Here is a 25,722-nt window from a genome sequence, read left to right as displayed (position 1 = left end):
GAAAGCGGCGAAAACGAGTCTCGCCGCATCAGAGATAACTGACTTATTTGCTGCCGAACAGGCGGTTTTCCTGCTCCGCTACGCGGATAAAGGTCGTACGTTTGGTCAGTTCTTTAAGACGCTCAGCACCGACATAAGTACAGGCTGAACGCAGGCCACCGAGGACATCACGTACGGTGTTTTCAACCGGACCACGCAGAGGTAATTTTACCGTTTTACCTTCTGCTGCACGGTATTCTGCAACACCGCCAACGTGACGTTTCATGGCAGACTCTGAGCTCATACCATAGAAAAGCATGAACTTTTCGCCATTCTCTTCGACGACGGTACCTTCACACTCTTCATGCGCAGCCAACATACCGCCGAGCATGACGAAATCAGCGCCGCCGCCGAAGGCTTTCGCCACATCACCAGGAACCGCGCAACCGCCGTCACTGACAATCTGACCGCCCAGACCGTGAGCGGCATCTGCACATTCAATTACCGCAGAAAGCTGCGGATAACCCACACCGGTTTTCACACGGGTTGTACATACCGATCCCGGCCCGATACCGACTTTAACGATATCAGCACCTGAAAGGATCAGTTCTTCAACCATTTCACCGGTGACCACGTTACCGGCGCAGATCACTTTATCCGGGCAGGCTTCACGTACGCGTTGCAGGAAACCGACAAAATGTTCGGAGTACCCGTTCGCGACATCCAGACAAACAAATTTCAGCAGCGGCGACAGAGCAAGGATTTGCAGAGTTTTGACGAAATCCGCTTCAGACGTTCCGGTAGAAACCATCACATTGCGCAGGACTGATTCATCCGCTGAAGTGATGAATGCCTGCCACTGTTCTACGGTGTAATGCTTATGCACCGCGGTCAGAAGACCGAAAGATGCCAGAACGGTCGCCATACGGAATGTTCCGACGGTGTCCATGTTCGCGGCAATAATCGGTGTGCCAGACCAGCTGATACCAGAGTGTTTGAATGTGAATGTGCGTTCCAGTTCAACTTCGGAACGGCTTTTGAGAGTAGAACGTTTAGGGCGGATGAGTACGTCTTTAAAACCTAACTTCAAATCTTCTTCAATGCGCATGACGGGTTTGTCCTGGTTTGGCGACGGGTCGCTAGGGTGTACAGCAAATTTTTAGACACCCTTTCCAGTGGTTTTATCATACACAGGAAAATGACAACGGCAAGATGGCTTTTGCAACTCACATCACAGACTTTTGATTGTGCTGCTGAATAATTTTCGCATGAAAAGCGGGACGACGACGGCTTGCACTTAATCACAATCTCTTTATCATTTACCTAACTAATTTTATCAGAGCATCAGCATGAGCTATATCGTTGCATTGACCGGAGGTATCGGTAGTGGAAAAAGTACCGTTGCCGAAAGTTTTGCCCGCCACGGTGTGAGCATTGTCGATGCTGATATTATTGCCCGTCAGGTGGTTGCGCCGGGGGAACCTGCGCTAAAACAGCTCCATCAACGATTTGGTAACGAAATTATTCTTGCGGATGGCTCACTGAACCGCCCGGCTCTGCGGGAGAAAATTTTTAGTTATCCGCCTGATAAAGAATGGGTTAACCAGTTACTGCACCCGATTATTCATGCCAGAACACAGCAGTTTTTTGCACAGGCTGATACGCCCTATGTGCTCTGGGTGGTGCCATTGCTTATCGAAAATGGATTACAGACGCGGGCAAATCGCGTACTGGTAGTGGATGTTGAGCCTCAGATCCAGCTTTCACGCACCATGCTTCGTGACGGCGTTAGTCGTCAGCAGGCTGAAAATATTATTGCTGCGCAGGTCACTCGTGAAAAGCGGCTGGCCTGTGCGGATGACATCATTGATAACAGCGGTGACCCGAAATCTATCGAACCGCATGTTGCCTTATTACATCGCCGCTATCTGGAATTTGCGGCATCAGTAAACAGACAGGATATTGCCAAGCATGACTGATGTAGCTGCAACCGTTCTTTTTGAACATCCACTGAATGAGAAGATGCGCACCTGGTTGCGTATCGAGTTTTTGTTGCAACAGATGCACTCTAATTCGCAAATCACTTCGATTGCTTCCGCCCTGTTATTTTTCCGAACCGCATCCGATTTGCTCGACGTTCTGGAACGTGGAGAAGTTCGTACTGATTTACTGAAGGAACTGGAACGCCAGCAACAAAAATTATCTCAGTGGAAAGACGTTCCCGGCGTGGATCTGTCTAGAATTGACGGACTGCGCACCGACCTCAAACAGTGTGCGACCGTGCTGATGAAAGCCCCGCGTATCGGACAGGCGCTGAAGGAAGATCGCCTGATTGCCCTGGTCCGTCAGCGTCTGAGTATTCCTGGTGGCTGCTGTAGTTTTGATCTGCCGACGCTGCATATCTGGCTGCATCTGGCTCAGTCCCTGCGTGACAGTGAAGTACAAAACTGGCTCGAAACGCTGGCTCCGCTGAATAACTCACTCACGATGGTTCTCGATCTGATCCGCCAGTCCGGCGCGTTTCGTAATCAGATCAGCCTGAATGGTTTTTTCCAGGACAACGCAGAAGGCGCAGATCTGTTACGATTGCGCCTCTCGATGGAAAACCAACTTTATCCGCAAGTATCCGGGCATAAAACCCGTTATGCCATTCGCTTTTTACCTCTGGACAGCGAACATGGCGTGGTTCCCGCGCGACTGAATTTTGAACTTGCCTGCTGCTAGGAGTTGCAAATGGATCCTGAAATTATTGAAGTAAATTGCCCGACTTGTCAGAAAATCGTGGTCTGGGGTGAACAAAGCCCATACCGCCCGTTTTGTTCCAAGCGCTGCCAGCTGATTGATCTCGGTGAATGGGCTGATGAAGAGAAACGCATCCCGAGCAAAGGGGATGTGAATGACCTGGACGACTGGAGTGAAGAAGAAATCTAGTCAGGAAAACGGGTAAGAAAAAGGGTATGAAAAAGGGGCTTTGGCCCCTTTTTGTATGGGTAATCGAATAACAGCCGCAATCAGTACTGATTATTTTTAAGGGCAGTAACGATGACTTCGTTAGCCGGGGGAAACTCTTCCGCCTTCAAATCAGACTGAGCAACCCAGCGCTTGGGCTGTCCTTCTTTGCCATACGGTTCACCCTGCCACTCTTCTACCATAAAGAAATACAAAGTGATGATACGGTCAGGGAAACGATGCTCCAGCGTTTTCAGTAAAACCGGAGCCTTCGCATCAATGCCAACTTCTTCCTGTAACTCGCGGATCACCGCCTGATCTGGCATTTCACCTGCTTCGATTTTTCCGCCGGGAAACTCCCAGAAACCTGCCATATGCGATGACGCATCACGCTGAGTAATAAAGATTTCTTTCTGAGTATTACGAATAATACCGACTGAGATATTCAGTTGTTTAAGCGTCACAGTATCCACCTATCCGCTGACTGCAAAGACTGTCCTGTACGAACTTTTAGACAAAAATAAAGGCGGTGATTAGCCGCCTTTAAGATTAACACGATGACTTAACCTGAGAGCTTACTTTTGCAGGCGGCCATGGCATTGTTTGTATTTCTTGCCGGAACCGCATGGGCAGAGATCGTTACGTCCCACTTTGCGTTCACCGGATGAAGCCAGACGTGCGGCTTCGGCCACTTCGATTTCCTGCTGATCCTGATGGCTCAGCTGCTGCTGACGCGCCAGACGCTCTGCTTCTTCACGACGCTGAAGCTCCATCGCTTCAACTTCTTCAGGCATACGTACCTGAACTTTGCTCAGCACGCTGACCACTTCATATTTCAGAGATTCCAGCATCGCAGCAAACATCGCGAAGGATTCACGTTTGTATTCCTGCTTAGGATCCTTTTGCGCGTAACCGCGTAAGTGGATGCCCTGACGCAGGTAATCCATTGCCGCCAGATGCTCTTTCCACAGGGAATCGAGGGTCTGCAACATCACACCTTTCTCGAAGTTACGCATCATTTCAGCGCCAACGACTTCTTCTTTACGGGCGTAAGATTCTTTCGCGAGCTCCATGATACGTTCGCGCAGGGTTTCTTCATGCAGTTCCGGCTCTTTATCCAGCCACTCAGAAATCGGCATTTCCAGCTCGAAATCGTTTTTCAGACGCTCTTCCAGACCTTTCACATCCCACATTTCTTCCAGAGACTGTGGTGGAATGTAGCTGTCGATAGTTGCTTTGAACACATCTTCACGGATGCTGGCGATGGTTTCGCTCACATCAGACACGTCCAGCAGTTCGTTACGCTGGCTGTAGATCGCACGACGCTGATCGCTCGCCACATCATCATATTCCAGCAATTGCTTACGAATATCGAAGTTACGGCTTTCAACTTTACGCTGAGCGTTGGCAATCGCTTTGGTCACCCAAGGGTGCTCAATCGCTTCGCCTGGTTTCATACCCAGTTTACGCATCATGCTTGATACGCGGTCAGAGGCGAAGATACGCATCAGGGCATCTTCCATAGACAGGTAGAAGCGGGATGAACCGGCATCACCCTGACGACCCGCACGGCCGCGCAGCTGGTTATCGATACGACGTGATTCGTGACGCTCAGTACCAATGATATGCAAACCACCTGAAGCCAGAACCGCGTCGTGGCGGATCTGCCAGGCTGCTTTAATTTCAGCGATTTTCTCGTCAGTCACTTCTTCGCCCAGGTTTTCAACTTCAACCTGCCAGCTGCCACCCAGTACGATATCGGTACCACGACCAGCCATATTGGTGGCGATGGTGACCGCGCTTGGCTGACCCGCCTGAGCAACAATGTCTGCTTCTTTGGCGTGGAATTTGGCGTTCAGTACGCTGTGCGCGATGCCCGCTTTAGTCAGTTCGTTAGAAACGACTTCTGATTTTTCAATCGAGATCGTACCGACCAGGACCGGCTGACCGTTCGCAGTACATTGACGGATATCTTCGATAATCGCGCCAATTTTTTCCATCTCCGTCATGTACACCAGGTCGGCCATATCTTTACGCACCATAGGGCGGTTAGTTGGCACAACAATGGTATCCAGTTTGTAGATAGAGCTGAATTCGAACGCTTCGGTGTCCGCAGTACCGGTCATACCGGCCAGTTTTTCGTACAGACGGAAGTAGTTCTGGAAGGTAATAGAAGCCAGTGTCTGGTTTTCGTTTTGAATTTCAACGCCTTCTTTGGCTTCCACAGCCTGATGCAGACCGTCAGACCAGCGACGACCTTGCATGGTACGACCGGTATGTTCATCGACGATAATAACTTCACCGTCTTTCACGATGTAATCGACATCACGGGTGAATAACACGTGTGCGCGCAGTGCCGCTGTCACGTGGTGCATCAGCATGATGTTAGTCGGGGAATACAGAGATTCACCTTCTTCCATGATGCCTGCTTCTACAAGCATTTCTTCAATCAGTACCAGACCACGTTCGGTCAGGTGAACCTGACGCGCTTTCTCATCCACGGAGAAGTGCCCTTCACCCTGGAAGGTGTCGGAATCTTCTTTTTCCTGACGGATCAGTTTAGGGATCAGTTTGTCCACGCGGGTGTACATTTCTGAGCTGTCTTCGGCCGGGCCGGAGATGATCAGCGGAGTACGTGCTTCATCGATCAGGATGGAGTCAACCTCATCCACCAGCGCGTAGTGGAGTTTACGCTGAACACGTTCTTCAGGGCTAAACGCCATGTTATCGCGCAGGTAGTCAAAGCCGTATTCGTTGTTTGTACCGTAAGTGATGTCAGCAGCGTAAGCAGCACGTTTAGCCGGTGAAGGCATACCAGGTAAGTTGATGCCGATGCTCAGGCCAAGGAATTCAAACAACGGACGGTTATTTTCGGCGTCACGCTGGGCTAAGTAGTCGTTGACGGTAACAACGTGAACGCCCTTACCGCTCAGTGCGTTCAGATAGGCTGGCAGCGTTGCGGTCAGCGTTTTACCTTCACCGGTACGCATTTCCGCGATGCAACGCTCGTTCAAGACCATACCGCCGAGCAACTGAACGTCAAAGTGACGCATTCCGAACACACGCTTACTGGACTCACGAACCACAGCAAAAGCTTCCGGGATCAGGGTTTCCAGTACTTCACCTTTTGCCAGACGCTCACGGAACTCATTGGTTTTCGCTTGCAGTTGCTCATCCGTCAACTTTTGAACTTCAGGTTCCATGCGGTTGATCAGGTCGACAACTTTACGCATACGACGAAGTGTACGATCGTTACGGCTACCAAAAACTTTGGTCAATAATTTGATTAACATTATGCTTAATATCTCTTGGAGGCCATGTAAACTGGCCACTAATTTATTGATTTATAGATAGAGTTTAAAATTACAGTCTGTTAAATCAGGGAGGTTGGGCCAGCACGAATGCCTTGCACCTGTGCTAACCACAGGCCAGTCTGGTGCGGTAAAGAGAAGGTTAGAAAAGGTTGTTGCGTCTGACGGATGATAACCGGTGGTTTGGATTCATGTGTCAGTAAAGCATTCAGAGTAACCAGCAAAGCCAGTTGCTGAACGTGTAAGGGTCCGGCTTCTTCAGCCACTACTTCCGGCGCGGCAACGGTGTAAACTACCTGCGGAGCGAGAGCAAAAGAGAGATGACGGATGACCGTGCGCAACGCATGTTGCTGCCAGTAATCCACACCGAAAGACGGGCGGCGATTCGCCTGGAGTAATGCAAGATTACTCAGCCCTGTACTCCCGATGTTAAGACGGTTTAGACTTGAGGACGTATTGGGAACCGCAGGCAGTTCCGTTTGCGACAGGTTCGTTGACACGCCAAGGCTCGCCGCGACCATCCCCAAAAGGAGATGCGGCCAAAAATACCTTCTGCCAAATTGTCGCCAACGATTTAGAATGCCAATCACAAGTTTACAATCCGCCGGAGCCCGTCATGCGCGATAGTCGCCCACAATTATTAGATATCCTGTTCGATGACGCATCTTCCACTGAGCAAAGCCCGCTGCGCATTGTTCAACAGCGTGCAGCGGCGTTATTAAAACTCAACCGCGCAGTGAAAGGTCTGTTACCGACGCCCATGCAACCATGGTGTCGTGTCGGTAATTATCGACAGGGTGTTTTAGTACTCGAGATTGCTAATGCCAGCTGGATGATGCGATTACGCTATGAACAACCTGCATTACTCTCTGCACTTCGAGCGCAAATTCTACCATCATTGTCATCAATCGACATCAGGATTAATCCTTCGCTTATGGCGAAAATGGAAAATGCCTCGCAGATTGCGATTAAAAATCAAGCGATCGCTTCTGAATCCATGCCGGTCAGACATTTGAGTGCGCAAAGTGCTGAGGAATTAAGAGAACTTGCGAGCCGTAGCCCGGAAAAACTGAGGAAGGCATTAGAACGACTGGCTGGGTTGGCCGGAGAGGGTGCCAAAACAACCAGTCGTAATAAGTAATACGAGTATCGATTACGCCAATACTGTGGAAGGTGCTTTAAAAGCCAGTGGCAATTCAGCCTCATCCTGGAAGGTAACTAATTCCCAGGCTTCCTGCTTAGCCAGTACCGCTTGCAATAACTTGTTGTTCAATGCGTGACCAGACTTGAATGCGGTAAACGCACCAATAATGTTATGTCCACACATGAACAGGTCACCGATAGCATCCAGCATTTTGTGACGAACGAACTCGTCTTCAAAACGCAGGCCATCTTCGTTAAGCACACGGTAATCATCCACAACGATAGCGCAATCAAAGCTGCCACCCAGGCACAAACCACGTGACTGCAGGTACTCGATATCACGCATGAAACCAAAAGTACGTGCGCGGCTAATTTGGCGAACAAATGCTTCAGCGGAGAAATTCATTTTGTAGCGCTGTGAGCTGGAATCAATCGCCGGGTGATTGAAGTCGATAGTGAAGTCCAGAGAAAAACCATTGAATGGTTTGAACTCAGCCCACTTATCACCGTCTTCGACACGCACGGTTTCTTTGATGCGCAAGAATTTCTTGGCGCTGTTCAGCTCTTCAATCCCTGCATCCATCAGCAGATAGACGAAAGGTGCAGCACTACCGTCCATAATCGGCACTTCAGGCGCATCGACTTCGATAACAATGTTATCAATGCCCAAGCCAGCTAATGCCGCATTAAGGTGTTCTACCGTAGAAATACGCACGTCATGCTCATTAACCAGACAAGTACAGAGCATGGTATCACGCACGGATTTTGCATCTGCCGGGAAATCAACCGGTGGATTCAAGTCAGTGCGACGATAGATGACCCCGGTATTTGCCGGTGCAGGACGCAGAGTCAGGGTGACTTTCTTGCCGGTATGTAAACCGACGCCCGTCGCCTGAACGATACGTTTTAATGTACGTTGTTTGATCATCGTTTTTATCTCGCAATGTTTATCCATCCAACCGACCTAAGCATACCTTAAGGTCGGCGGGACAGTTTAGCACAAAGAGCGGAGATCCTACAATTCGGACTAGTCTGCCTGCTTACGCAGGAAGGCCGGGATGTCCAGATAGTCGGGCTCTTTATTAGATTGCGCGCTTTGATCATTGACCACTTTAGCAGCGGGTTTTGTTTCCTGCGGCAGCGGAGACATCCCGTGCTGCTGATAACGATGATCCATCACTGGTTGGGCTGCCGGCTTGTTGGTCACCAAAGTGATCTCAGGACGTTTGTCCATGCCGATACCGGTCGCTACAACGGTGACGCGCAATTCGTCATTCATTTCCGGGTCAAGGGAAGTCCCGATAACCACGGTCGCGTTGTCAGAGGCGAAAGCACGGATAGTGTTACCCACAGTTTCGAACTCATCCAGACGCAGGTCGAAGCCAGCGGTGATGTTAACCAGAACGCCGCGAGCGCCTGACAGGTCGATATCTTCCAGCAACGGGCTGGAAATCGCCATTTCAGCTGCTTCTTCAGCACGGTCTTCACCACATGCCACGCCGGAGCCCATCATGGCATAACCCATTTCGGACATTACGGTGCGCACGTCAGCGAAGTCGACGTTCATCAGACCCGGACGGGTGATCAGCTCTGCGATACCCTGCACGGCGCCTTTGAGGACGTCGTTGGCCGCACCGAAAGCGTCCAGCAGAGAGATACCGCGACCCAGAACTTTTAACAGCTTATCGTTCGGGATAGTGATCAGGGAGTCCACATGTTTGGACAGTTCAGCGATACCCTGCTCCGCGAATGCCATGCGCTTTTTGCCCTCGAAATTGAAAGGCTTAGTCACAACAGCAACGGTCAGAATACCTAAATCTTTTGCTACTTCAGCAACCACTGGCGCTGCACCGGTACCGGTACCGCCGCCCATGCCCGCTGCGATAAAGACCATGTCAGCACCTTCAAGCGCAGCGCGCAGGGCTTCACGGTCTTCTTCTGCAGAATTGCGACCCACTTCCGGGTTCGCACCAGCACCCAGACCTTTGGTAATACCGCTACCGATCTGAATAGTCTGGCCTACTGCCGTTTTACGTAACGCCTGAGCGTCGGTGTTAACGGCGAAGAATTCAACACCTTCGATGCGCTCGCGCACCATGTGTTCGACAGCGTTGCCACCGCCACCGCCGACGCCGATGACTTTAATCACCGCGTCATTGGTCAGTTCCATAGGTTCAAACATAGTTTCTCTCCGTTTTGTGCCTGTCGCGTCGGGATCAAAAACCTTAACAGCATGATCCCGTTGTTAAACCATTAAAACTCTTTTCTCAGCCAGCTGTTGATTCGTTTGAACCAGTTGCCCACTGAGGCGCGTTTTTCCACTTCGGCCTCACCGCTCAGGTGAGACTCCTTCCCGTAGTGCAGCAGCCCTACAGCCGTTGAGTAGTAAGGTTCCTGCGCATAATCTGTCAGCCCGGTGATGTTCAGGGGTTGCCCGATACGCACCTGGGTATGGAATACCCGCTGCGCACAGGCTGCCAGACCATCAATTTGTGCTGCACCGCCTGTCAGAACAATACCAGCGGCCAGATGATGTTTTACGCCTTGCTGACGTAACTGCTCCTGCAATTGCAAAATTTCGTCGTTCACTAAATTCAGCAATTCTGTGTAGCGTGGCTCGATAACTTCAGCCAGTGTCTGACGTTGCAGACTGCGTGGTGGACGTCCACCTACGCTCGGCACTTCGACGTTCTCGTCTTTGCCGACAATCGATCCTAATGCACAACCGTGGCGAACTTTGATCGCTTCGGCGTCGGTCGGTGGTGTACCAAACGCATAAGCGATGTCGCTGGTGACCACGTTCCCTGCATAAGGGATGACCTTAGTATGACGTAGTGCGCCGCCGGTATAAACCGCGATATCCATGGTTCCACCACCAATATCGACCACACACACACCTAATTCACGTTCATCTTCGGTCAGAACGGCATAACTGGCTGCCAGACCGGCAAAAATAAGCTGGTCAACTTTTAAGCCGCAGCGTTCTACCGCTTTAACAATGTTCTTCGCCATATCGTTATGGCAGGTGATCAGGTGAACTTTGGCCTGCATACGCACGCCGGAAAGTCCCACCGGGTTTTTGATCCCTTCCTGATAATCAATGGCATATTCCTGAGGGATCACATGCAGAACCCGATGCTCGTCACGCACGCGTACTGATTTCGCAGTGTGCACAACGTTCTCTACATCTTCCTGCGTGACTTCCTCTTCTGAAATAGGAACCATCCCTATTTCATTCTGACAACTGATATGTTTACCAGACAAAGCAAGGTAAACAGAGGAAATCTGGCAATCAGCCATCAGTTCAGCCTGATCGATGGCGCGCTGAACGCATTTCACCACCGACTCCAGATCATTCACGCCACCCTTGTCCATGCCACGGGATGGGCAACTGCCCACGCCGATAATATTGACCATGCCATCGGGCAGAACTTCCCCCACCAATGCGGCGACCTTTGCCGTACCGATCTCCAGCCCAACTACCAGTTTTCTGTCCGTCGACTTGATCATTGTTGTTTAGCCTGTGCCTGATTCTGTTGCTGATTACTGTTTTGCTGGTCAATAAACTCTGGTGCCCAACCTACCGACGCACCGCTGTCATAACGTAAATCGACATAAGTGATGCGTTTCTTATCGGCCTCTGCCTGTTGCTGGAATCGCGGGTAGAGCTCGATAAAACGTTGTAAACGTCCCATCCGGTCATCTCTTCCTAATTCCAGCCGGACATCATTATCCAGAGTTAACTGCCACGAGTGACGCGCACTCATTGCCACTGCTTTCAACGTAAACTTACCGGCGGCCAGCGCCTGGCTCATTGTTTGAAAGCCCTGCAAAACATCCTGTTCGCTGCCTTCCGGACCGTAAAGCAACGGCATTTTTTGTTTGACCACACGCTCAGCGGGTATGCTGAATGATTTGCCATCGGCATCAACCATATGCAGATCATTCCAGTGTGCGACCGGCACATACTCCACCAGATGTATCTTCAATTCATTCGGCCATTGCTTACGGACGCTGACCTGTTTTATCCAGGGTAAACGCTCAATCTGCTGCTGAATGACGTTTACATCCTGCGTCATGAACGTTCCCGGAGCCCCTAAGGAGAGAATCGCCTGACGAATATCATCGTTGGTCGTGTAATGGCGTTCCCCGGTAACCACTAACTGGGACAACGGCAATCGGTTCGCATCCTGCATCCAGCCCACAACGGCCCACGCACTCCATAAAATCGTACCTACTACCAACAACAGAAACACGATCCCTGCCAGCTGGCCACCGTTACTGCGACGGCCGTTGTTTTCGACCGTCTCACGCTCTCGGGTATTCAGGGCGGCTTGAGACATATCAGTTCGCCAGTGCCAGAATACGGGAAACGAGCTGCGGGAAACTTAACCCCGCGTGTTTGGCTGCCATCGGCACCAGACTGTGACTGGTCATGCCCGGCGACGTATTCACTTCCAGCAGGTTAAAGCTGCCATCGCTGTCTTGCATCACGTCAACGCGTCCCCAGCCGCTGCAATCAAGCGCCTGATAGGCCTGCAATGCCAGCGCAGATAACTGTTGCTCCTGCTCCTGGCTTAAACCACTTGGGCAGAAATACTGCGTTTCATCAGACAGATATTTTGCCTGATAGTCATAAAATGTTCCGGCTGGCTGGATACGAATTGATGGCATCACTTCGTCACCCACGATGGCAACCGTATATTCCGGGCCGCTCAGCCATTTTTCGATCAGTACGTTATCGTCATGACGGAAGCCTTCCTGCAGGGCTGGCAGCAATTCTTTTTCAGTTGTCACTTTGCTCATGCCGACGCTGGAACCTTCGCGGCTCGGTTTAACGATCACCGGCAGACCTAATTCGGCGATTTTTGCCGCCAGAGCGCCCTGCCCTGCTTCTTCAATTTGTGAACAATGCAGTGCAACAAACGGTGCGACCGGTAAACCTAATGCCTGCCACACCAACTTGGTGCGGAATTTATCCATGGTCAGCGCAGACGCCATCACACCGCTGCCGGTATAAGGCAGGCCAATTTGTTCCAGCAAGCCCTGCAACGTACCGTCTTCGCCACCGCGCCCGTGCAGTGCGATAAAGACTTTGCCAAAGCCTTCTTGTTTAAGAAGCGCCACATTAAAAGTTTTGGTATCGATGCCGTGAGCATCAATGCCGGATTCACGTAAGCCAGCCAGCACCGCAGCGCCGGACTGTAATGACACATCGCGTTCTGCGGAAGTACCACCCAACAATACTGCTACTTTCTCAGACATGATGTTCTTCACCTTTCTTTACTGGTTGCAGCTTTTGATCCGCCAATTTACGGGCCACTCTGCCGACATTACCGGCACCCTGAACCAGAACTAAATCGTCACCTTCGAGGATCTGCGCCAGACTTTCCGGCACGGCTTCAATATCAGAAACCAAAATCGGATCCAGTTTCCCGCGCGCACGAATGGTGCGGCACAGTGAGCGGCTGTCTGCTCCCGGGATTGGCGCTTCTCCGGCCGGATACACATCCAGCATGATCAGCACATCAACCTGAGACAGTACATTCGCGAAATCGTCGTACAAATCACGGGTACGCGTGTAACGGTGCGGCTGGAAAATCATCACCAGACGCTTGTTCGCCCAGCCAGCGCGTGCCGCTTTGATCGTTGCATCTACTTCCGTCGGGTGATGACCGTAATCATCAACCAGCATCGCGCTACCGGTTTTGCCGTTAACGTTATCCAGCGCATATTCGCCCAGGAAATCGAAACGACGTCCTGTTCCCTGGAAACCTGCCAGTGCGCGAAGAATAGCGTCATCACAGATACCTTCGTCTGACGCAACGGCCACGGCGGCGGCGGCATTCAGGGCGTTATGACGGCCCGGCGCATTCAGCGTCACGCTGATGAGCGGCAAGTCCTGACGGCGGAGGGTAAAGTGCCCCTGCGCGCCGACCTGACGGTAATTTTCGATAATCACATCGGCGTCTTCGCTGAAACCGTAAGTCGTCATATGGCGGCCCACGCGCGGGATCAGCTCGCGGATCACCGGATCATCAATGCACATCACTGCTCGTCCGTAGAATGGCAGGTTATGCAGGAAATTAATGAACGTCTGCTTCAGGATTTCAAAGTCACCCTGATAGGTATCCATATGGTCCGCTTCGATGTTGGTCACAATGGCCACCATCGGTTGCAGATGCAGGAACGATGCATCGCTTTCATCTGCTTCGGCAATCAGAAAACGGCTGGAGCCCAGACGCGCATGTGTCCCCGCCGCTTTGACCAGTCCGCCGTTAACAAATGTCGGATCCAGACCGGCTTCGGCATAAATACTGGTGACCATCGCCGTGGTCGTCGTTTTGCCGTGCGTACCTGCCACGGCGATACCGTGACGAAAACGCATCAGCTCAGCGAGCATTTCCGCGCGGCGAATCACAGGTATTCGCGCTTCGCGTGCGGCAACGATTTCCGGGTTATCGGACGAAATCGCCGTCGATACTACGACCACGCTGGCATCAAGCACGTTCTCGGGGCGGTGATTAAAATAAATCGTCGCGCCCAGCGCCGTCAGTTGCTGCGTTACCGGGTTCGGTGCCAGGTCAGATCCACTGATCTGATAGCCTTCATTTGCCAACACTTCGGCGATACCACCCATGCCGGCACCACCGATGCCAACAAAGTGAATGTGCCGGACACGATGCATCTCGGGCACGAAGGTACGCAGTTTCGCCAATTGTTGTGTATTCACGTTTTTATTCACTATTTCAGGTTACTGATTAATCCGTTTCTTACGGCTGGGACCACATACTGCATGGCCCGTTCAATTTCATTTTTTGCTGGCGGCAACCACTTCTGCGGCTACACGCTCTGTCGCATCAGGAATAGCGGCTCCACGCGCGGCCTTTGCCATTTCCATCAGATGGGTTCTGTCCCATCCGGCCATCAGATCTGCGACGGCTGCGGCACTAAAATCTTTCTGCTCGATAATCTTTGCAGCACCCGCTTTTTCCAGCGGCAATGCGTTCCAGTACTGCTGACGGTCTTTATGCTGGAATGGCACAAAAATGGCCGGCAAACCTGCGGCAGCAATTTCACTGACCGTTAATGCGCCGGAGCGACAAACCACAACATCCGCCCAGGCATAAGCTGCTGCCATGTCATCAATAAATTCGGTGACCTTGTGCTGAGTCTGACCGGCTTTTTCGTAAGCCTGGATCACTGACTCCAGCGCACCTTTACCGACCTGATGCCACAGCGTAATTTTATCGCCCATCAGTGCCGCCACTTCCGGCATGCTCTGATTAAGAACCCGTGCGCCCTGACTGCCACCAATCACTAAAACCCTGATCGGGCCTTCTCGTCCGGCTAAGCGCGTTTCTGGTAATTCCAGCGCCAGCACATCGGTGCGCACCGGATTTCCCACCACATCAGCTTTCGGAAAAGCGCCGGGGAACGCCTGCAATACTTTGGTGGCAATGTGCGACAAACCTTTGTTGGTCATGCCCGCAATGCCATTTTGTTCGTGCAACACCACCGGAATACCCAGTGACCATGCTGCCAGACCGCCTGGGCCAGAAACGTATCCGCCCATGCCCAACACCACATCGGGTTGAAAGCGTTTCATGATGGCCTTCGCCTGACGCCACGCATGATATATGCGAATCGGGGCAGTGAGTTGCGCTTTCAGACCTTTCCCACGTAATCCTGAGATTTTAATGAAATCAATGTCGATGCCATGTTTCGGCACAAGATCCGCTTCCATCCGGTCTGCTGTACCCAGCCAGCGAACTTCCCAACCTTGCGCGATAAGGTGATGCGCCACTGCCAGCCCCGGGAACACATGCCCGCCGGTACCGCCAGCCATCACTATTAAACGCCGGGTATTGCCACTCATCGGGCACTCCTTACAAACGCCTGGGCTTTTGCCAGCCGCGTTTCAAAATCCACTCGCAGCAATAACACGATTGCCGTCGACATAATGATCAGGCTCGAACCACCGTAACTGATCAGCGGCAGCGTCAGACCTTTGGTCGGCAACATTCCCGCCGCAGCCCCGACATTTACCAGCGCCTGGAAGCTAAACCACACGCCGATGGAACAGGCCAAAAATCCGGAAAAACGCTGATCAATCTCAAGCGCACGACGCCCGATGGACATCGCGCGAAAAGCGACGAAGAATACCATCAACAGGGCCAAAACCACACCGAAATACCCCAGTTCCTCACCCAAAATGGAGAAGATAAAGTCGGTATGCGCTTCCGGTAAATATTCCAGTTTCTGCACTGAATTCCCTAAGCCCTGCCCCCAGAATTCACCACGGCCAAATGCCATCAGCGACTGGGTTAACTGGTAGCCGCTGCCAAACGGATCAGCCCACGGGTTCCAGAACGAAGTCACGCGGCGCATACGGTACGGTTCGGCAAGAACCAGCAGCACAACCGCAAACGCACCGGAACCGATAATGGCCAGGAACTGCCACATTTTCGCCCCCGCCAGGAACAACATCGCCAGCGTGGTGATAAACAGTACAACGACGGTACCCAGGTCAGGCTGAGCCAGCAGTAAAACGGCCAGCACGACCATGACGCCCATCGGCTTGCAAAAGCCCCAGAAGTTGCTGCGTACTTCCTCTACCTTGCGCACCAGATAACTGGCGAGATAGCAAAACAGCGACAACTTGGAGAACTCCGCAGGCTGAATACGCAACGGTCCGAGTGAAATCCAGCGCGATGCCCCGTTGACGGAACTGCCGACCACCAGAACCACCAGCAGCATCACTACCGAAAGCAACAGCAGAACGTTACTGTACTTCTGCCAGACGGCCATCGGCACCCGAAGCGTCACCAGCGATAAACCAAAAGCCAGACCAAGATAAATGGCGTCACGCTTAGCAAACAGGAACGGATCGTCTGCCAGACGCTGACCGATAGGCATGGAGGCAGACGTCACCATTACAAAACCCACGATCGCCAGGCCAAAGGTCAGCCACAACAAAGTCCGGTCGTACAGCACCAGCGTGACAGAATCGCTTTCCTTGATGCCCATCACCCAGTCATTAAATTTTCCGACGAGGCTCAGCCCCGGAATACGCAACCGCATCAGCCCAGCTCCTTCGCCAGCGCGGTAAAGACGTCACCACGTTGTTCAAAACTACGGAACTGATCCAGACTCGCACAAGCCGGAGATAACAGAACCATATCGCCGGAAGCTACATGCTTACTGATTTCGCGCATCGCCTGTTCCATCGTCTCAAACAGGGAGGAAACATCAGGGCGCAGCTCTGCAAGCTCAGCGCCATCACGACCAAAGCAATAAATACGCAGATTATCGCCCTGCAGATAACGCGTCAGTGGCGCGAAATCGGCAGATTTTCCATCGCCACCGAGCAAGAGATGTAGCGTTCCTTCAACCTGTAATCCGTTCAGCGCCGCTTCAGTGCTGCCCACGTTGGTGGCTTTAGAATCATTAATCCAGCGCACGCCGTTATGATGCCAGGCTATCTGGAAACGGTGAGCCAGACCGGTAAAGGTCGTCAGCGCTTTCAGGCTGGACGCATGAGGAATACCCACCGCATCCGCCAGCGCCAGAGCAGCCAGCGCATTGGTGTAGTTGTGACGGCCAGTCAGCGGCATTTCACTGGTGTTCAGCACTTTTTCGCCATGAACACGCAGCCAGATATCATCCTGCTGACGGGTCAGATGGTAATCACCCACATCGACACCAAAGCTCACACAACGTTTATCCGCGCCACGCACCGGCATAGTCAGTGCATCGTCCGCGTTAACCACACACAGCGCGGCGTTCTCATACACTTTCAGTTTTGCCGCACGGTATTGCTGCAAACCAAACGGATAGCGATCCATATGATCTTCCGTCACATTCAGAATGGTCGCCGCCGCCGCGTGCAAACTGTATGTGGTTTCAAGCTGGAAGCTGGAAAGCTCGAGCACAAACAGATCGTATTCATGGCCCAGCATGGTCAGCACCGGCAGGCCGATATTACCGCCCACGCCCACACGCCAGCCCGCGGCCTTCGCCATTTCACCTACCAGCATGGTGACGGTACTCTTACCGTTAGAACCGGTGATAGCGACAATTGGCGCCGTGGTTTCACGGCAAAACAGCTCGATATCACCCACAATTTCCGCACCAGCCTCAGCAGCAGCGCTGAGTGCCGGCGTCGCCAGCGCAACGCCTGGACTGGAAACGATTAAATCTGCATCCAGCAGCCAGTCTTCGTTGAGCGAACCCAGGTGACGCTCAATGTTATCCGCCAGTTTATCGAGTCCTGGCGGGCTGACGCGGGTATCAATGACACGCGGCATCACGCCCCGTGCAACAAAGAAATCAACACAAGACAGGCCGGTCAGACCCAGCCCGATGATGACCACTTTTTTACCCTGATAGTCAGCCATAATTACCGTACCTTCAGAGTCGCCAGGCCAATCAGCACCAGCATCAACGAAATAATCCAGAATCGCACGATGACGCGCGGTTCCGGCCAGCCTTTAAGTTCGTAGTGATGATGAATAGGCGCCATACGGAAAATGCGCTGTCCACGTAACTTAAAGGACCCAACCTGCAGAATGACCGACAGTGTTTCGACCACGAACACACCGCCCATAATCACCAGTAAGAATTCCTGACGCAGCAGCACGGCTATGGTACCCAGCGCTCCGCCCAGAGCCAGTGAACCGACGTCGCCCATGAATACTTGTGCCGGATAAGTGTTAAACCACAGGAACCCAAGCCCTGCACCGACAATCGCCGTACACACGATCACCAGTTCACCTGCGTGACGCAGGTAAGGGATGTGCAGATAACTGGCGAAATTCATGTTACCCGTCGCCCACGCCACCAGCGCAAAGCCCGCTGCCACGAAGACCGTTGGCATGATCGCCAGACCGTCCAGACCATCGGTCAGATTGACGGCATTACTGGTTCCCACGATGACGAAATAGCTCAGCAGGATGTACATCAGACCCAGCTGCGGCATGATGTCTTTAAAAAACGGTACTACCAGCTCGGTCGCTGGCGTGTCTTTACCAATCGCGTACATTGTGAAAGCGGCGGCCAGCGCGATGACCGACTGCCAGAAGTATTTCCAGCGGGCAATCAGGCCTTTGGTATCTTTACGGACCACTTTGCGGTAGTCATCGATAAAGCCCACGATGCCGTAGCCAATCAGAACAAACAGCACGCACCACACATACGGGTTGGACGGATACGCCCACATCAGTACGGAAATGGTAATGGATGCCAGAATCATCAGGCCGCCCATCGTTGGCGTACCGCGTTTACTGAAATGCGATTCAGGGCCGTCGTTACGGACAACCTGGCCGAAAGACATTTTTTGCAGACGGGCAATCATGCGGGGCCCGATCCACAGCGACAGGAATAAAGCGGTCAGCAGGCTGACAATGGCGCGAAACGTCAGATAGGAAAAGACGTTGAAGCCGGAATAATATTTGACCAAGTGTTCGGCCAGCCAAACTAACATGTTGCATTCTCCTGTAACGCGCGTACTACCTGCTCCATTGCGGCACTACGTGAACCTTTAATCAAAACGGTAATTACCGCGTGTTCGGACAGTAAGCTTGTTAAACGGGCCGTCAGGGCTGACTTATCCTCTAAATGCTCACCACATCCACTGACATCACTGATGATGCGGCTGTCATGGCCAATACTGAATACTTTGTCGATACCTGCGTCGCGGATGGCTTCGCCAACCTGACGATGACAGCTTTCACTTTCTGCGCCGAGCTCTGCCATATCGCCCACCGCCATTACGCGGTAGCCCGGCATTTCTGCCAGCACCTGTGCAGCGGCTGTCATGGAACCGACGTTAGCGTTGTAGCTGTCGTCGAGCAGAGTTTTACCTTCGCAAAGTGCTATCGGGAATAAACGCCCCTTAACGGATTGCAGAGTCGCCAGACCAGCACGCACGTTGTCCATTGAGGCACCGACAGACATTGCCAACGCAGCCGCAGCCAGAGCGTTAGCGATGTTGTGACGACCCGGAACCGGCAGCGAAACGTCAATGCTGCCCTGAGGAGAATGCAGGGTGAACGCGGTATTCAGCGGACTGATTTTGACATCCGTTGCACTGAAATCGATGTCTTGACCGAAAGTCGGGGAGAAACGCCAGACGGTTTTACCGTTAAGCTTATGCTGCCAGTTCGCCCAGTCGTTGTTATCGGCGTTAATCACGGCAATACCGTTATCCGGCAGGCCGTCGAAAATCTCACCTTTGGCACGGGCGACTCCGGCAAGAGAACCGAAACCTTCCAGGTGCGCGGCTGACAGATTATTCACCAGTGCCGTTTCAGGCTGTGCCAGCGCAGTGGTATAGGCGATTTCACCAGAATGATTTGCACCCATTTCGATAACTGCAAAATCATGTTCTGCGGTCAGGCGCAGCAAGGTGAGCGGAACGCCGATGTCGTTATTAAAGTTGCCCGCGGTATAAAGCACGTTGCCGCACTCACGCAAAATCGCCGCCGTCATCTCTTTCACAGAAGTCTTGCCAGAAGAACCGGTCAGACCCACAACGCGCGCAGGAACCTGCTGGCGCACCCAGCCTCCCAGTTGCCCTAGAGCGATGCGGGTATCAGCCACCACTAATTGAGGAGCATCCACCGGTAAGCGCTTACTCACCAGTAAAGCCCCTGCGCCGGCTTTTACGGCATCAGCAGCAAAGTCGTGGGCATCGAATTTTTCGCCTTTCAGCGCGATAAACAAACAGCCTTCGGTGATCTGACGGGTATCCGTCGTCACGCTGTCGATTTGAGTGTCTGTGCCGATGAGCTCAGCGTTGAGCGCATCGGCCAGAGTTTGCAGGGAAACGCGGATCATGCGATCACCCCCAGCAAACGGGCGACCGTGACGCGGTCGGAATAATCCAGACGCTGATTACCGACCAGCTGATAATCTTCATGCCCTTTACCGGCAATCAGCACCACGTCTTCTTCTTTTGCCTGCATAATCGCGCTGGTGACAGCTTCTGCACGACCATGAATTTCCTGTGCACGTCCGGCATCCAGCAGACCTGCCAGAATATCTGCGACGATAGCGCGAGGCTCTTCGCTGCGCGGATTGTCATCGGTGACGATCACGCGGTCGGCAAATTGCTCAGCAATACCGCCCATCAGCGGACGTTTGCCTTTATCGCGATCACCGCCGCAACCAAACACACACCACAGCGTCCCACGGCAATGCAGACGGGCAGCCGCCAGCGCTTTTTCCAGCGCGTCAGGCGTGTGGGCATAATCAACCACAGCGGTAGGTTTACCCGGTGCGTTGAACACTTCCATGCGACCGCAAACCGGTTGCAGCTGAGAAGCCGTTGCCAGTAGCTGCGCCAGCGGATAATCCAGAGAAAGCAGCGTTGCCAGCGCAACCAGCAGGTTGCTGACGTTAAACGCGCCCATCAGGCGACTGTCGAACTTACCTTCGCCCCAGCTTGAATCGATATTTACGGTGGCGCCGTTATCGTGATAATTCACGCTGCGCGCGACCAGCCAGCGGCCTTTCCAGCCTGCCGGAATTTTGTCTTCCATACTGACGGCGATAGCATCAGGAGTTTTCGCTAACCAGCGAGCCCCGACTTCGTCGTCAGCATTGATAATTTTTTGGCCGACCTGATGCGAGGAGAAAAGCTGCCATTTGGCATCTTCGTAACTCTGCATATCACCGTGATAATCAAGATGATCACGACTCAGGTTAGTGAATGCGGCAGCGGCAAACGGCAATGCGGCGACACGGTGCTGCACCAGCCCGTGGGAAGAAACTTCCATCGCGGCAAAAGTTGCGCCCTGTTTCACCAGAGAGGCAAGAATGTGCTGAACCTGCACGGCAGAACCGGTGGTGTTTTCCGCCGGAACTACGTTATCCAGCAAACCGTTACCCACGGTGCCCATCACAGCGCTGGTTTCGCCCAGTAACTGGCTCCACTGCGCCAGCAGCTGCGTGGTAGTGGTCTTGCCATTGGTGCCTGTAACGCCAACCAGACGTAATGCTTTGCCCGGTTGCTGGTAAAAACGTCCCGCAAGTTCTGACAGCAGGACGTTGAGATCTTCGAGATAAATGACCGGTACACCATGCATCTGGCAGACCGAACCATGCTCTTGCTCACCCTTTGCCTCGGCCACTACCGCAGCGACGCCCTGGGCAATTGCCTGGGGAATAAAACGACGCCCGTCACTGGTATGGCCTGAAATCGCGACAAACAGATCGCCAGCAGCCGCAACGCGGCTGTCCAGAATCATGTCTTTTAGCGCTACTGCCGGGGCATCACTCACCCAGGGCGCTAAGATGTCGCGCAAATTACGATCTGCCACCTGAAGCCTCTTTTTGATTATTCACTATGTCTGCGTTTTCATCGGCAGTCAGCGCATCCGGTTCAACGTTCATGGTGCGCAGTACGCCGCCCATGATGGCGCCAAACACCGGTGCGGAAACGGCCCCACCGTAATATTTCCCTGCTTGTGGATCGTTAATGACCACCACAAGCGCAAATCTTGGATTGCTTGCTGGCGCAACGCCTGCGGTATAGGCAATGTATTTGTTAACGTATTTACCGTCCGGACCGACTTTCTTCGCGGTACCAGTTTTAATCGCAATGCGGTAACCCTTGATGGCTGCTTTCACGCCACCGCCGCCAGGCAGTGCCACGCTTTCCATCATGTGTACGACGGTACGCACCAGCGGCTCTGGGAAAATACGTTCACCGGAGACCGGCGGATCAACTTTGGTAATCGACAATGGGCGATAAACGCCCATGCTGCCGATCGTTGCGTAGACTCGCGCTAGCTGGAGAGGTGTCACCATTAGCCCGTAGCCGAAAGAGAAGGTGGCCCTCTCTATGTCAGACCACCGTTGTTTTCTAGGGTATATGCCACTGCTTTCTCCAACCAGCCCCAAATTGGTCGGTTTTCCCAATCCGAATCGCGAGTAAGTATCTACCAGCTCAGCGGATGGCATCGATAACGCCAGTCGTGAAACACCGACGTTACTCGACTTCTGCAAGATGCCCGTCACGGAAAGCTCCGCATAACGCGCAACATCTTTAATCTCATGCCCATTGATCCGGTACGGCAGGGTATTCAGCACACTGTTTTCGCGCACCACGCCGTTTTTCAGCGCCGTCATCACCACCATCGGTTTCACTGTGGAACCCGGCTCAAAAATGTCAGTGATCGCACGGTTACGCATCACATCTTTCGGTGTATCTGGCATGTTGTTTGGGTTGTAGGACGGGCTGTTGGCCATCGCCAGGACTTCACCGGTCTGAACATCCACCAGCACTGCTGTACCAGATTCAGCTTTGTTAAACGCCACCGCGTTATTGAGTTCGCGGTAAACCAGCGCCTGTAAACGCTCATCAATGCTCAGCGCGAGGTTGTGCGCAGCCTGACTGTCGACGGTAGAGATATCTTCGATAACGCGACCGAAACGGTCTTTACGGATGGTTCGCTCACCCGGTTTACCGGTCAGCCAGCGGTCAAAACTCTTCTCAACGCCTTCAATGCCCTCACCGTCAATGTTGGTCACGCCGATAACGTGTGACGTCACCTGTCCGGCCGGATAGTAGCGGCGTGATTCCTGACGCAGGGAAATCCCAGGAAGTTTGAGCTTATGGACATATTCGCCAACGGCAGGGTTAACCTGACGTGCAAGATAAACGAAGCGTCCGTTTGGATTGGCGTTGATGCGGGCGGAAAGCTGGGGAAGTGGCATGTTCAGCGCATCAGCCAGCGCTTTCCATTTGGTATCAACGGTGATACCACCGCGATCGTTAATTTCTTTCGGGTCTGCCCAGATAGCATTGACCGGAACGCTGACCGCCAGAGGGCGGCCGGAACGATCGGTTATCATGCCACGTGAGGTCGGAATGGTTTGCACGCGCAGGGAACGCAGATCGCCTTCTCTCACCAGTTTGTCCGGATTAATTACCTGCAGATAAGCCACACGCAACATCAGGCCAACCAATGCCAGCAGGATACAGGCGCACAACAACGCAAAACGCCAGCTGATAAAGCTGGCTTGATCTTCTGGACGCTTTAACTTCGCGGTGCGTGTTGCTTTCATTAGCTGCCTGTATTCTCCGTGCGCATTTTAAGGCTGAACCACAATAATTTCTTGAGATGGATCAACGTGCTGCATCTGCAATTTCTCCGTTGCGATGCGTTCTACCCGGCTGTGGTCGCCGAGGGCGTTTTCTTCCAGGATCAGGTTGCGCCATTCGATATCCAGCGCATCCCTTTCCAGTACTAATTGTTCACGCTGAGCCGTCAGCAAACGCGTGCGGTGAGAGGTGGTAACGACTAAAACAGCACTGACCAAAACGGTGATCAGGAGAATCATTGGAATTTTACCGTTGCGAAGGATATCGCTGGCAATTACTCCCACTAATCCGTGGCGTTCGTTGCCAATCACGCTGTCGTTCTCTCAGCAAAACGCAGAACGGAACTGCGTGCTCGTGGGTTTTCCGCGACTTCCGCGTCAGAAGGCATCATTTTGCCGACGGATTTCAGTGAACGACCACCGAGCTCAGCGATCTGCGCTTCCGTCATCGGGATACCCGCTGGCACTTGCGCGCCACGACTGTGCTGGCGAATAAAACGCTTCACAATGCGGTCTTCCAGCGAGTGGAAACTGATGACCGATAAACGACCTTCAGGTGCCAGAATTTCCAGTGCGCCATCCAGCGCGCGTTCGATTTCTTCCAGCTCACTGTTGATGTAAATACGAATAGCCTGGAAGCTGCGCGTGGCCGGATGCTTATGCTTTTCACGAAACGGCGAGGCATTGGCGATCAGATCAGCCAGCTCTTTGGTCCGTGTCATCGGCAACTCACGGTTGCGTTCGACGATCGCGCGCGCAATGCGTTTGGCGAAACGTTCTTCACCAAACGTTTTCAGCACCCAGGCAATGTCTTCGGCTTCCGCTTTCATCAACCATTCAGCTGCTGAATAACCACGGGTAGGATCCATACGCATATCCAGAGGCCCGTCGCGCATAAATGAGAATCCACGCTCAGGATCGTCGAGCTGCGGAGAGGAAACGCCCAAGTCCAGTAAAACGCCGTCGATCTTGCCTTCCAGACCACGTTCACGCACATAATCGGCGAGATCGGAAAAAGGTCCGTGAACAATCGAAAAACGAGGATCATCAATGGATTCTGCGGCTTTGATCGCTTGTGGATCACGGTCAATTGCCAGCAAGCGTCCGTCCGGCCCAAGCTGGGACAGAATCAGACGTGAGTGGCCACCGCGGCCAAAAGTTCCGTCTATGTAAATGCCGTCCTGACGAATGTTGAGGCCATTAACGGCTTCATCCAGCAAAACGGAAGTGTGTTTGTAGTTTTCAACCATGCTTATAATGACAAGTCCTGTAATCGGTCAGTAAGAGGTTCCTGAGACGATTGTTCAGCGTCGATGTCTTCCTTAACTTGTTGATACCAGGTCTGTTCATCCCACAGCTCAAACTTATTGAACTGCCCAACCAGCATCACTTCTTTTGCGAGCCCGGCGTGCTGTCGCAATGTCGTTGCAATCAGCAGGCGCCCGGCGTTATCCATCTGACATTCACTGGCATGCCCGAGTAACAGGCGCTGAATACGGCGCTCAACGGGGTTCATGCTCGACAGACGGGACAATTTTTGTTCGATAACTTCCCACTCAGGGAGGGTGTAAAGGAGGAGACATGGGTGATGGAGGTCTATGGTGCAAACCATTTGACCTTGCGATTCTTCGCTCAGCAAATCCCGATAACGGGTGGGTACGGCAAGTCGCCCTTTGCTGTCGAGGTTAACCAACGTCGCGCCACGAAACATGACCGATCTACCCCTCTGTGACCCTTTTCACCACTTTCCCCCACAAATTCCCACAGAAAAGAGTTTACGGATGGTTTTAAAACCTTGTCAAGCCAGAGCAGAGGCGGTTTGGCAATATTTACGCAGGCACACGAAAATGCAGCGCAATGTTGTGAGGTGTTTTAGAGGTGGAATAGAAAATAACGTCATGATTAGTTGAAGAAATTTCGGAGGGTTAATAATTTCGTTTAAAAAAAAGCCAAACTGAACATTATTTAACTATTTATATTCTTCTGCTAACTAACTCTCATTTCTTAACCTGTTAGCCATGAGAAAAACCGATTTTACTTTTTTTCAGGCTATCACTGCTAAATCATCATCATTTTTAGTGCCAACCCGCATGACACATGCGTTCAAGGAATGTTAAAAACCATCCTAACAGACGCAAACACTGACTCTGGGAAATTAAGCGGGGAATTCTACAGCACTTTTGCAGGCAGCATTAACGTATTTTAGAAATTGATTGGCAGGTTTATATCA

The 25,722-nt window shown here is 52.4% G+C and carries 24 protein-coding genes; 4 read left to right on the top strand and 20 right to left on the bottom strand.

Going from position 1 to position 25,722, the window contains the following annotated elements:
* Positions 1–43 precede the first annotated feature (43 nt).
* Positions 44–1,087, bottom strand: coding sequence for a GMP reductase (locus D5398_RS13355; RefSeq protein ID WP_120508069.1), 1,044 nt, complete (start codon positions 1,085–1,087; stop codon positions 44–46).
* A 241-nt stretch (positions 1,088–1,328) separates the two neighbouring features.
* On the opposite strand from D5398_RS13355, the gene coaE reads away from it, so the two are divergent.
* From coaE to yacG, 3 genes are read left to right on the top strand one after another with little or no spacing between them, the layout of a single operon-like run.
* Positions 1,329–1,958 (top strand): dephospho-CoA kinase, encoded by a 630-nt coding sequence (gene coaE, locus D5398_RS13350; protein WP_120508068.1) that lies wholly within the window; start codon positions 1,329–1,331, stop codon positions 1,956–1,958.
* The gene (gene zapD, locus D5398_RS13345; protein WP_120508067.1) at positions 1,951–2,703 is read left to right on the top strand and encodes a cell division protein ZapD; all 753 of its coding nucleotides are present in this window, start codon (positions 1,951–1,953) and stop codon (positions 2,701–2,703) included. The genes coaE and zapD overlap by 8 nt, the downstream gene beginning before the upstream one ends.
* 9 nt (positions 2,704–2,712) lie before the next feature.
* Positions 2,713–2,910 (top strand): DNA gyrase inhibitor YacG, encoded by a 198-nt coding sequence (yacG, locus tag D5398_RS13340; protein ID WP_013576999.1) that lies wholly within the window; start codon positions 2,713–2,715, stop codon positions 2,908–2,910.
* 80 nt (positions 2,911–2,990) lie between these two features.
* On the opposite strand, the gene mutT is transcribed toward yacG, so the two are convergent.
* From mutT to secM, 3 genes are all read right to left on the bottom strand, one after another.
* Positions 2,991–3,392, bottom strand: a complete 402-nt coding sequence (gene mutT, locus D5398_RS13335; RefSeq protein WP_120508088.1) for an 8-oxo-dGTP diphosphatase MutT — start codon at positions 3,390–3,392, stop codon at positions 2,991–2,993.
* A gap of 111 nt (positions 3,393–3,503) precedes the next feature.
* Entirely contained in the window at positions 3,504–6,221 is a 2,718-nt protein-coding gene (gene secA, locus D5398_RS13330) for a preprotein translocase subunit SecA (protein ID WP_120508066.1), read from the bottom strand.
* 80 nt (positions 6,222–6,301) lie between these two features.
* Positions 6,302–6,829 (bottom strand): secA translation cis-regulator SecM, encoded by a 528-nt coding sequence (secM, locus tag D5398_RS13325; protein ID WP_120508065.1) that lies wholly within the window; start codon positions 6,827–6,829, stop codon positions 6,302–6,304.
* A 26-nt stretch (positions 6,830–6,855) separates the two neighbouring features.
* Between secM and D5398_RS13320 the strand changes: the two genes are divergently transcribed.
* The gene (locus tag D5398_RS13320; protein ID WP_120508064.1) at positions 6,856–7,380 is read left to right on the top strand and encodes a DUF721 domain-containing protein; all 525 of its coding nucleotides are present in this window, start codon (positions 6,856–6,858) and stop codon (positions 7,378–7,380) included.
* 12 nt (positions 7,381–7,392) lie between these two features.
* Here the strand turns inward: D5398_RS13320 and lpxC are convergent, their stop codons facing one another.
* From lpxC to mraZ, 16 genes are all read right to left on the bottom strand, one after another.
* Positions 7,393–8,310: a UDP-3-O-acyl-N-acetylglucosamine deacetylase gene (gene lpxC, locus D5398_RS13315; RefSeq protein ID WP_120161921.1), complete on the bottom strand. Its 918-nt coding sequence runs from the start codon at positions 8,308–8,310 to the stop codon at positions 7,393–7,395.
* 99 nt (positions 8,311–8,409) lie between these two features.
* Positions 8,410–9,564 (bottom strand): cell division protein FtsZ, encoded by a 1,155-nt coding sequence (gene ftsZ, locus D5398_RS13310; protein ID WP_112286943.1) that lies wholly within the window; start codon positions 9,562–9,564, stop codon positions 8,410–8,412.
* A gap of 71 nt (positions 9,565–9,635) precedes the next feature.
* Positions 9,636–10,892 carry a cell division protein FtsA gene (ftsA, locus tag D5398_RS13305; RefSeq protein WP_009634688.1) on the bottom strand — a complete coding sequence of 419 codons (1,257 nt, stop codon included), beginning with the start codon at positions 10,890–10,892 and terminating at the stop codon, positions 9,636–9,638.
* Positions 10,889–11,725 carry a cell division protein FtsQ gene (gene ftsQ / locus D5398_RS13300; protein WP_120508063.1) on the bottom strand — a complete coding sequence of 279 codons (837 nt, stop codon included), beginning with the start codon at positions 11,723–11,725 and terminating at the stop codon, positions 10,889–10,891. The genes ftsA and ftsQ overlap by 4 nt, the downstream gene beginning before the upstream one ends.
* Position 11,726: 1 nt before the next feature.
* Positions 11,727–12,647 (bottom strand): D-alanine--D-alanine ligase, encoded by a 921-nt coding sequence (locus D5398_RS13295; protein WP_120508062.1) that lies wholly within the window; start codon positions 12,645–12,647, stop codon positions 11,727–11,729.
* Complete coding sequence (gene murC, locus D5398_RS13290) at positions 12,640–14,115, bottom strand: UDP-N-acetylmuramate--L-alanine ligase (protein WP_120508087.1); 1,476 nt, start codon at positions 14,113–14,115, stop codon at positions 12,640–12,642. Before murC ends, D5398_RS13295 begins: the two co-directional genes overlap by 8 nt.
* A gap of 78 nt (positions 14,116–14,193) precedes the next feature.
* The gene (gene murG / locus D5398_RS13285) at positions 14,194–15,261 is read right to left on the bottom strand and encodes an undecaprenyldiphospho-muramoylpentapeptide beta-N-acetylglucosaminyltransferase (RefSeq protein ID WP_120508061.1); all 1,068 of its coding nucleotides are present in this window, start codon (positions 15,259–15,261) and stop codon (positions 14,194–14,196) included.
* Positions 15,258–16,460: a cell division protein FtsW gene (ftsW, locus tag D5398_RS13280; protein WP_415838473.1), complete on the bottom strand. Its 1,203-nt coding sequence runs from the start codon at positions 16,458–16,460 to the stop codon at positions 15,258–15,260. Before ftsW ends, murG begins: the two co-directional genes overlap by 4 nt.
* Positions 16,461–16,465: 5 nt before the next feature.
* Positions 16,466–17,782 (bottom strand): UDP-N-acetylmuramoyl-L-alanine--D-glutamate ligase, encoded by a 1,317-nt coding sequence (murD, locus tag D5398_RS13275; RefSeq protein ID WP_120508059.1) that lies wholly within the window; start codon positions 17,780–17,782, stop codon positions 16,466–16,468.
* A 2-nt stretch (positions 17,783–17,784) separates the two neighbouring features.
* The gene (gene mraY / locus D5398_RS13270) at positions 17,785–18,867 is read right to left on the bottom strand and encodes a phospho-N-acetylmuramoyl-pentapeptide-transferase (RefSeq protein WP_112286949.1); all 1,083 of its coding nucleotides are present in this window, start codon (positions 18,865–18,867) and stop codon (positions 17,785–17,787) included.
* On the bottom strand, positions 18,861–20,222 hold the full coding sequence (gene murF / locus D5398_RS13265; protein WP_120508058.1) for a UDP-N-acetylmuramoyl-tripeptide--D-alanyl-D-alanine ligase: 1,362 nt from the start codon (positions 20,220–20,222) through the stop codon (positions 18,861–18,863). The genes mraY and murF overlap by 7 nt, the downstream gene beginning before the upstream one ends.
* Complete coding sequence (gene murE, locus D5398_RS13260; protein ID WP_120508057.1) at positions 20,219–21,706, bottom strand: UDP-N-acetylmuramoyl-L-alanyl-D-glutamate--2,6-diaminopimelate ligase; 1,488 nt, start codon at positions 21,704–21,706, stop codon at positions 20,219–20,221. The genes murF and murE overlap by 4 nt, the downstream gene beginning before the upstream one ends.
* A complete protein-coding gene (locus D5398_RS13255) occupies positions 21,693–23,456 on the bottom strand; it encodes a peptidoglycan glycosyltransferase FtsI (RefSeq protein WP_120508056.1) in 1,764 nt (587 codons plus the stop codon). The genes murE and D5398_RS13255 overlap by 14 nt, the downstream gene beginning before the upstream one ends.
* 27 nt (positions 23,457–23,483) lie before the next feature.
* A complete protein-coding gene (ftsL, locus tag D5398_RS13250; RefSeq protein ID WP_120508055.1) occupies positions 23,484–23,804 on the bottom strand; it encodes a cell division protein FtsL in 321 nt (106 codons plus the stop codon).
* The gene (gene rsmH / locus D5398_RS13245) at positions 23,801–24,742 is read right to left on the bottom strand and encodes a 16S rRNA (cytosine(1402)-N(4))-methyltransferase RsmH (RefSeq protein ID WP_120508054.1); all 942 of its coding nucleotides are present in this window, start codon (positions 24,740–24,742) and stop codon (positions 23,801–23,803) included. The genes ftsL and rsmH overlap by 4 nt, the downstream gene beginning before the upstream one ends.
* A 2-nt stretch (positions 24,743–24,744) precedes the next feature.
* Entirely contained in the window at positions 24,745–25,203 is a 459-nt protein-coding gene (gene mraZ, locus D5398_RS13240; protein ID WP_120508053.1) for a division/cell wall cluster transcriptional repressor MraZ, read from the bottom strand.
* Between the last annotated feature and the right edge of the window lie 519 nt (positions 25,204–25,722).

The organism is Rahnella bruchi (assembly GCF_003614975.1).
Lineage (GTDB): Bacteria > Pseudomonadota > Gammaproteobacteria > Enterobacterales > Enterobacteriaceae > Rahnella > Rahnella bruchi.
The sequence above is the reverse complement of the archived record's forward strand: the minus strand, read 5'-3'. Positions and strand labels throughout refer to the sequence as shown.

Coding starts and splice junctions, on each gene's coding strand:
- zapD (WP_120508067.1), top strand. CDS start 1,951: ATGACTGATGTAGCTGCAACCGTTCTTTTTGAACATCCACTGAATGAG.
- mraY (WP_112286949.1), bottom strand. CDS start 18,867: ATGTTAGTTTGGCTGGCCGAACACTTGGTCAAATATTATTCCGGCTTC.
- D5398_RS13255 (WP_120508056.1), bottom strand. CDS start 23,456: ATGAAAGCAACACGCACCGCGAAGTTAAAGCGTCCAGAAGATCAAGCC.
- rsmH (WP_120508054.1), bottom strand. CDS start 24,742: ATGGTTGAAAACTACAAACACACTTCCGTTTTGCTGGATGAAGCCGTT.
- murD (WP_120508059.1), bottom strand. CDS start 17,782: ATGGCTGACTATCAGGGTAAAAAAGTGGTCATCATCGGGCTGGGTCTG.
- murG (WP_120508061.1), bottom strand. CDS start 15,261: ATGAGTGGCAATACCCGGCGTTTAATAGTGATGGCTGGCGGTACCGGC.
- ftsQ (WP_120508063.1), bottom strand. CDS start 11,725: ATGTCTCAAGCCGCCCTGAATACCCGAGAGCGTGAGACGGTCGAAAAC.
- D5398_RS13320 (WP_120508064.1), top strand. CDS start 6,856: ATGCGCGATAGTCGCCCACAATTATTAGATATCCTGTTCGATGACGCA.
- secA (WP_120508066.1), bottom strand. CDS start 6,221: ATGTTAATCAAATTATTGACCAAAGTTTTTGGTAGCCGTAACGATCGT.
- ftsZ (WP_112286943.1), bottom strand. CDS start 9,564: ATGTTTGAACCTATGGAACTGACCAATGACGCGGTGATTAAAGTCATC.
- D5398_RS13355 (WP_120508069.1), bottom strand. CDS start 1,087: ATGCGCATTGAAGAAGATTTGAAGTTAGGTTTTAAAGACGTACTCATC.
- lpxC (WP_120161921.1), bottom strand. CDS start 8,310: ATGATCAAACAACGTACATTAAAACGTATCGTTCAGGCGACGGGCGTC.
- D5398_RS13295 (WP_120508062.1), bottom strand. CDS start 12,647: ATGTCTGAGAAAGTAGCAGTATTGTTGGGTGGTACTTCCGCAGAACGC.
- yacG (WP_013576999.1), top strand. CDS start 2,713: ATGGATCCTGAAATTATTGAAGTAAATTGCCCGACTTGTCAGAAAATC.
- coaE (WP_120508068.1), top strand. CDS start 1,329: ATGAGCTATATCGTTGCATTGACCGGAGGTATCGGTAGTGGAAAAAGT.
- murF (WP_120508058.1), bottom strand. CDS start 20,222: ATGATCCGCGTTTCCCTGCAAACTCTGGCCGATGCGCTCAACGCTGAG.
- ftsA (WP_009634688.1), bottom strand. CDS start 10,892: ATGATCAAGTCGACGGACAGAAAACTGGTAGTTGGGCTGGAGATCGGT.
- mraZ (WP_120508053.1), bottom strand. CDS start 25,203: ATGTTTCGTGGCGCGACGTTGGTTAACCTCGACAGCAAAGGGCGACTT.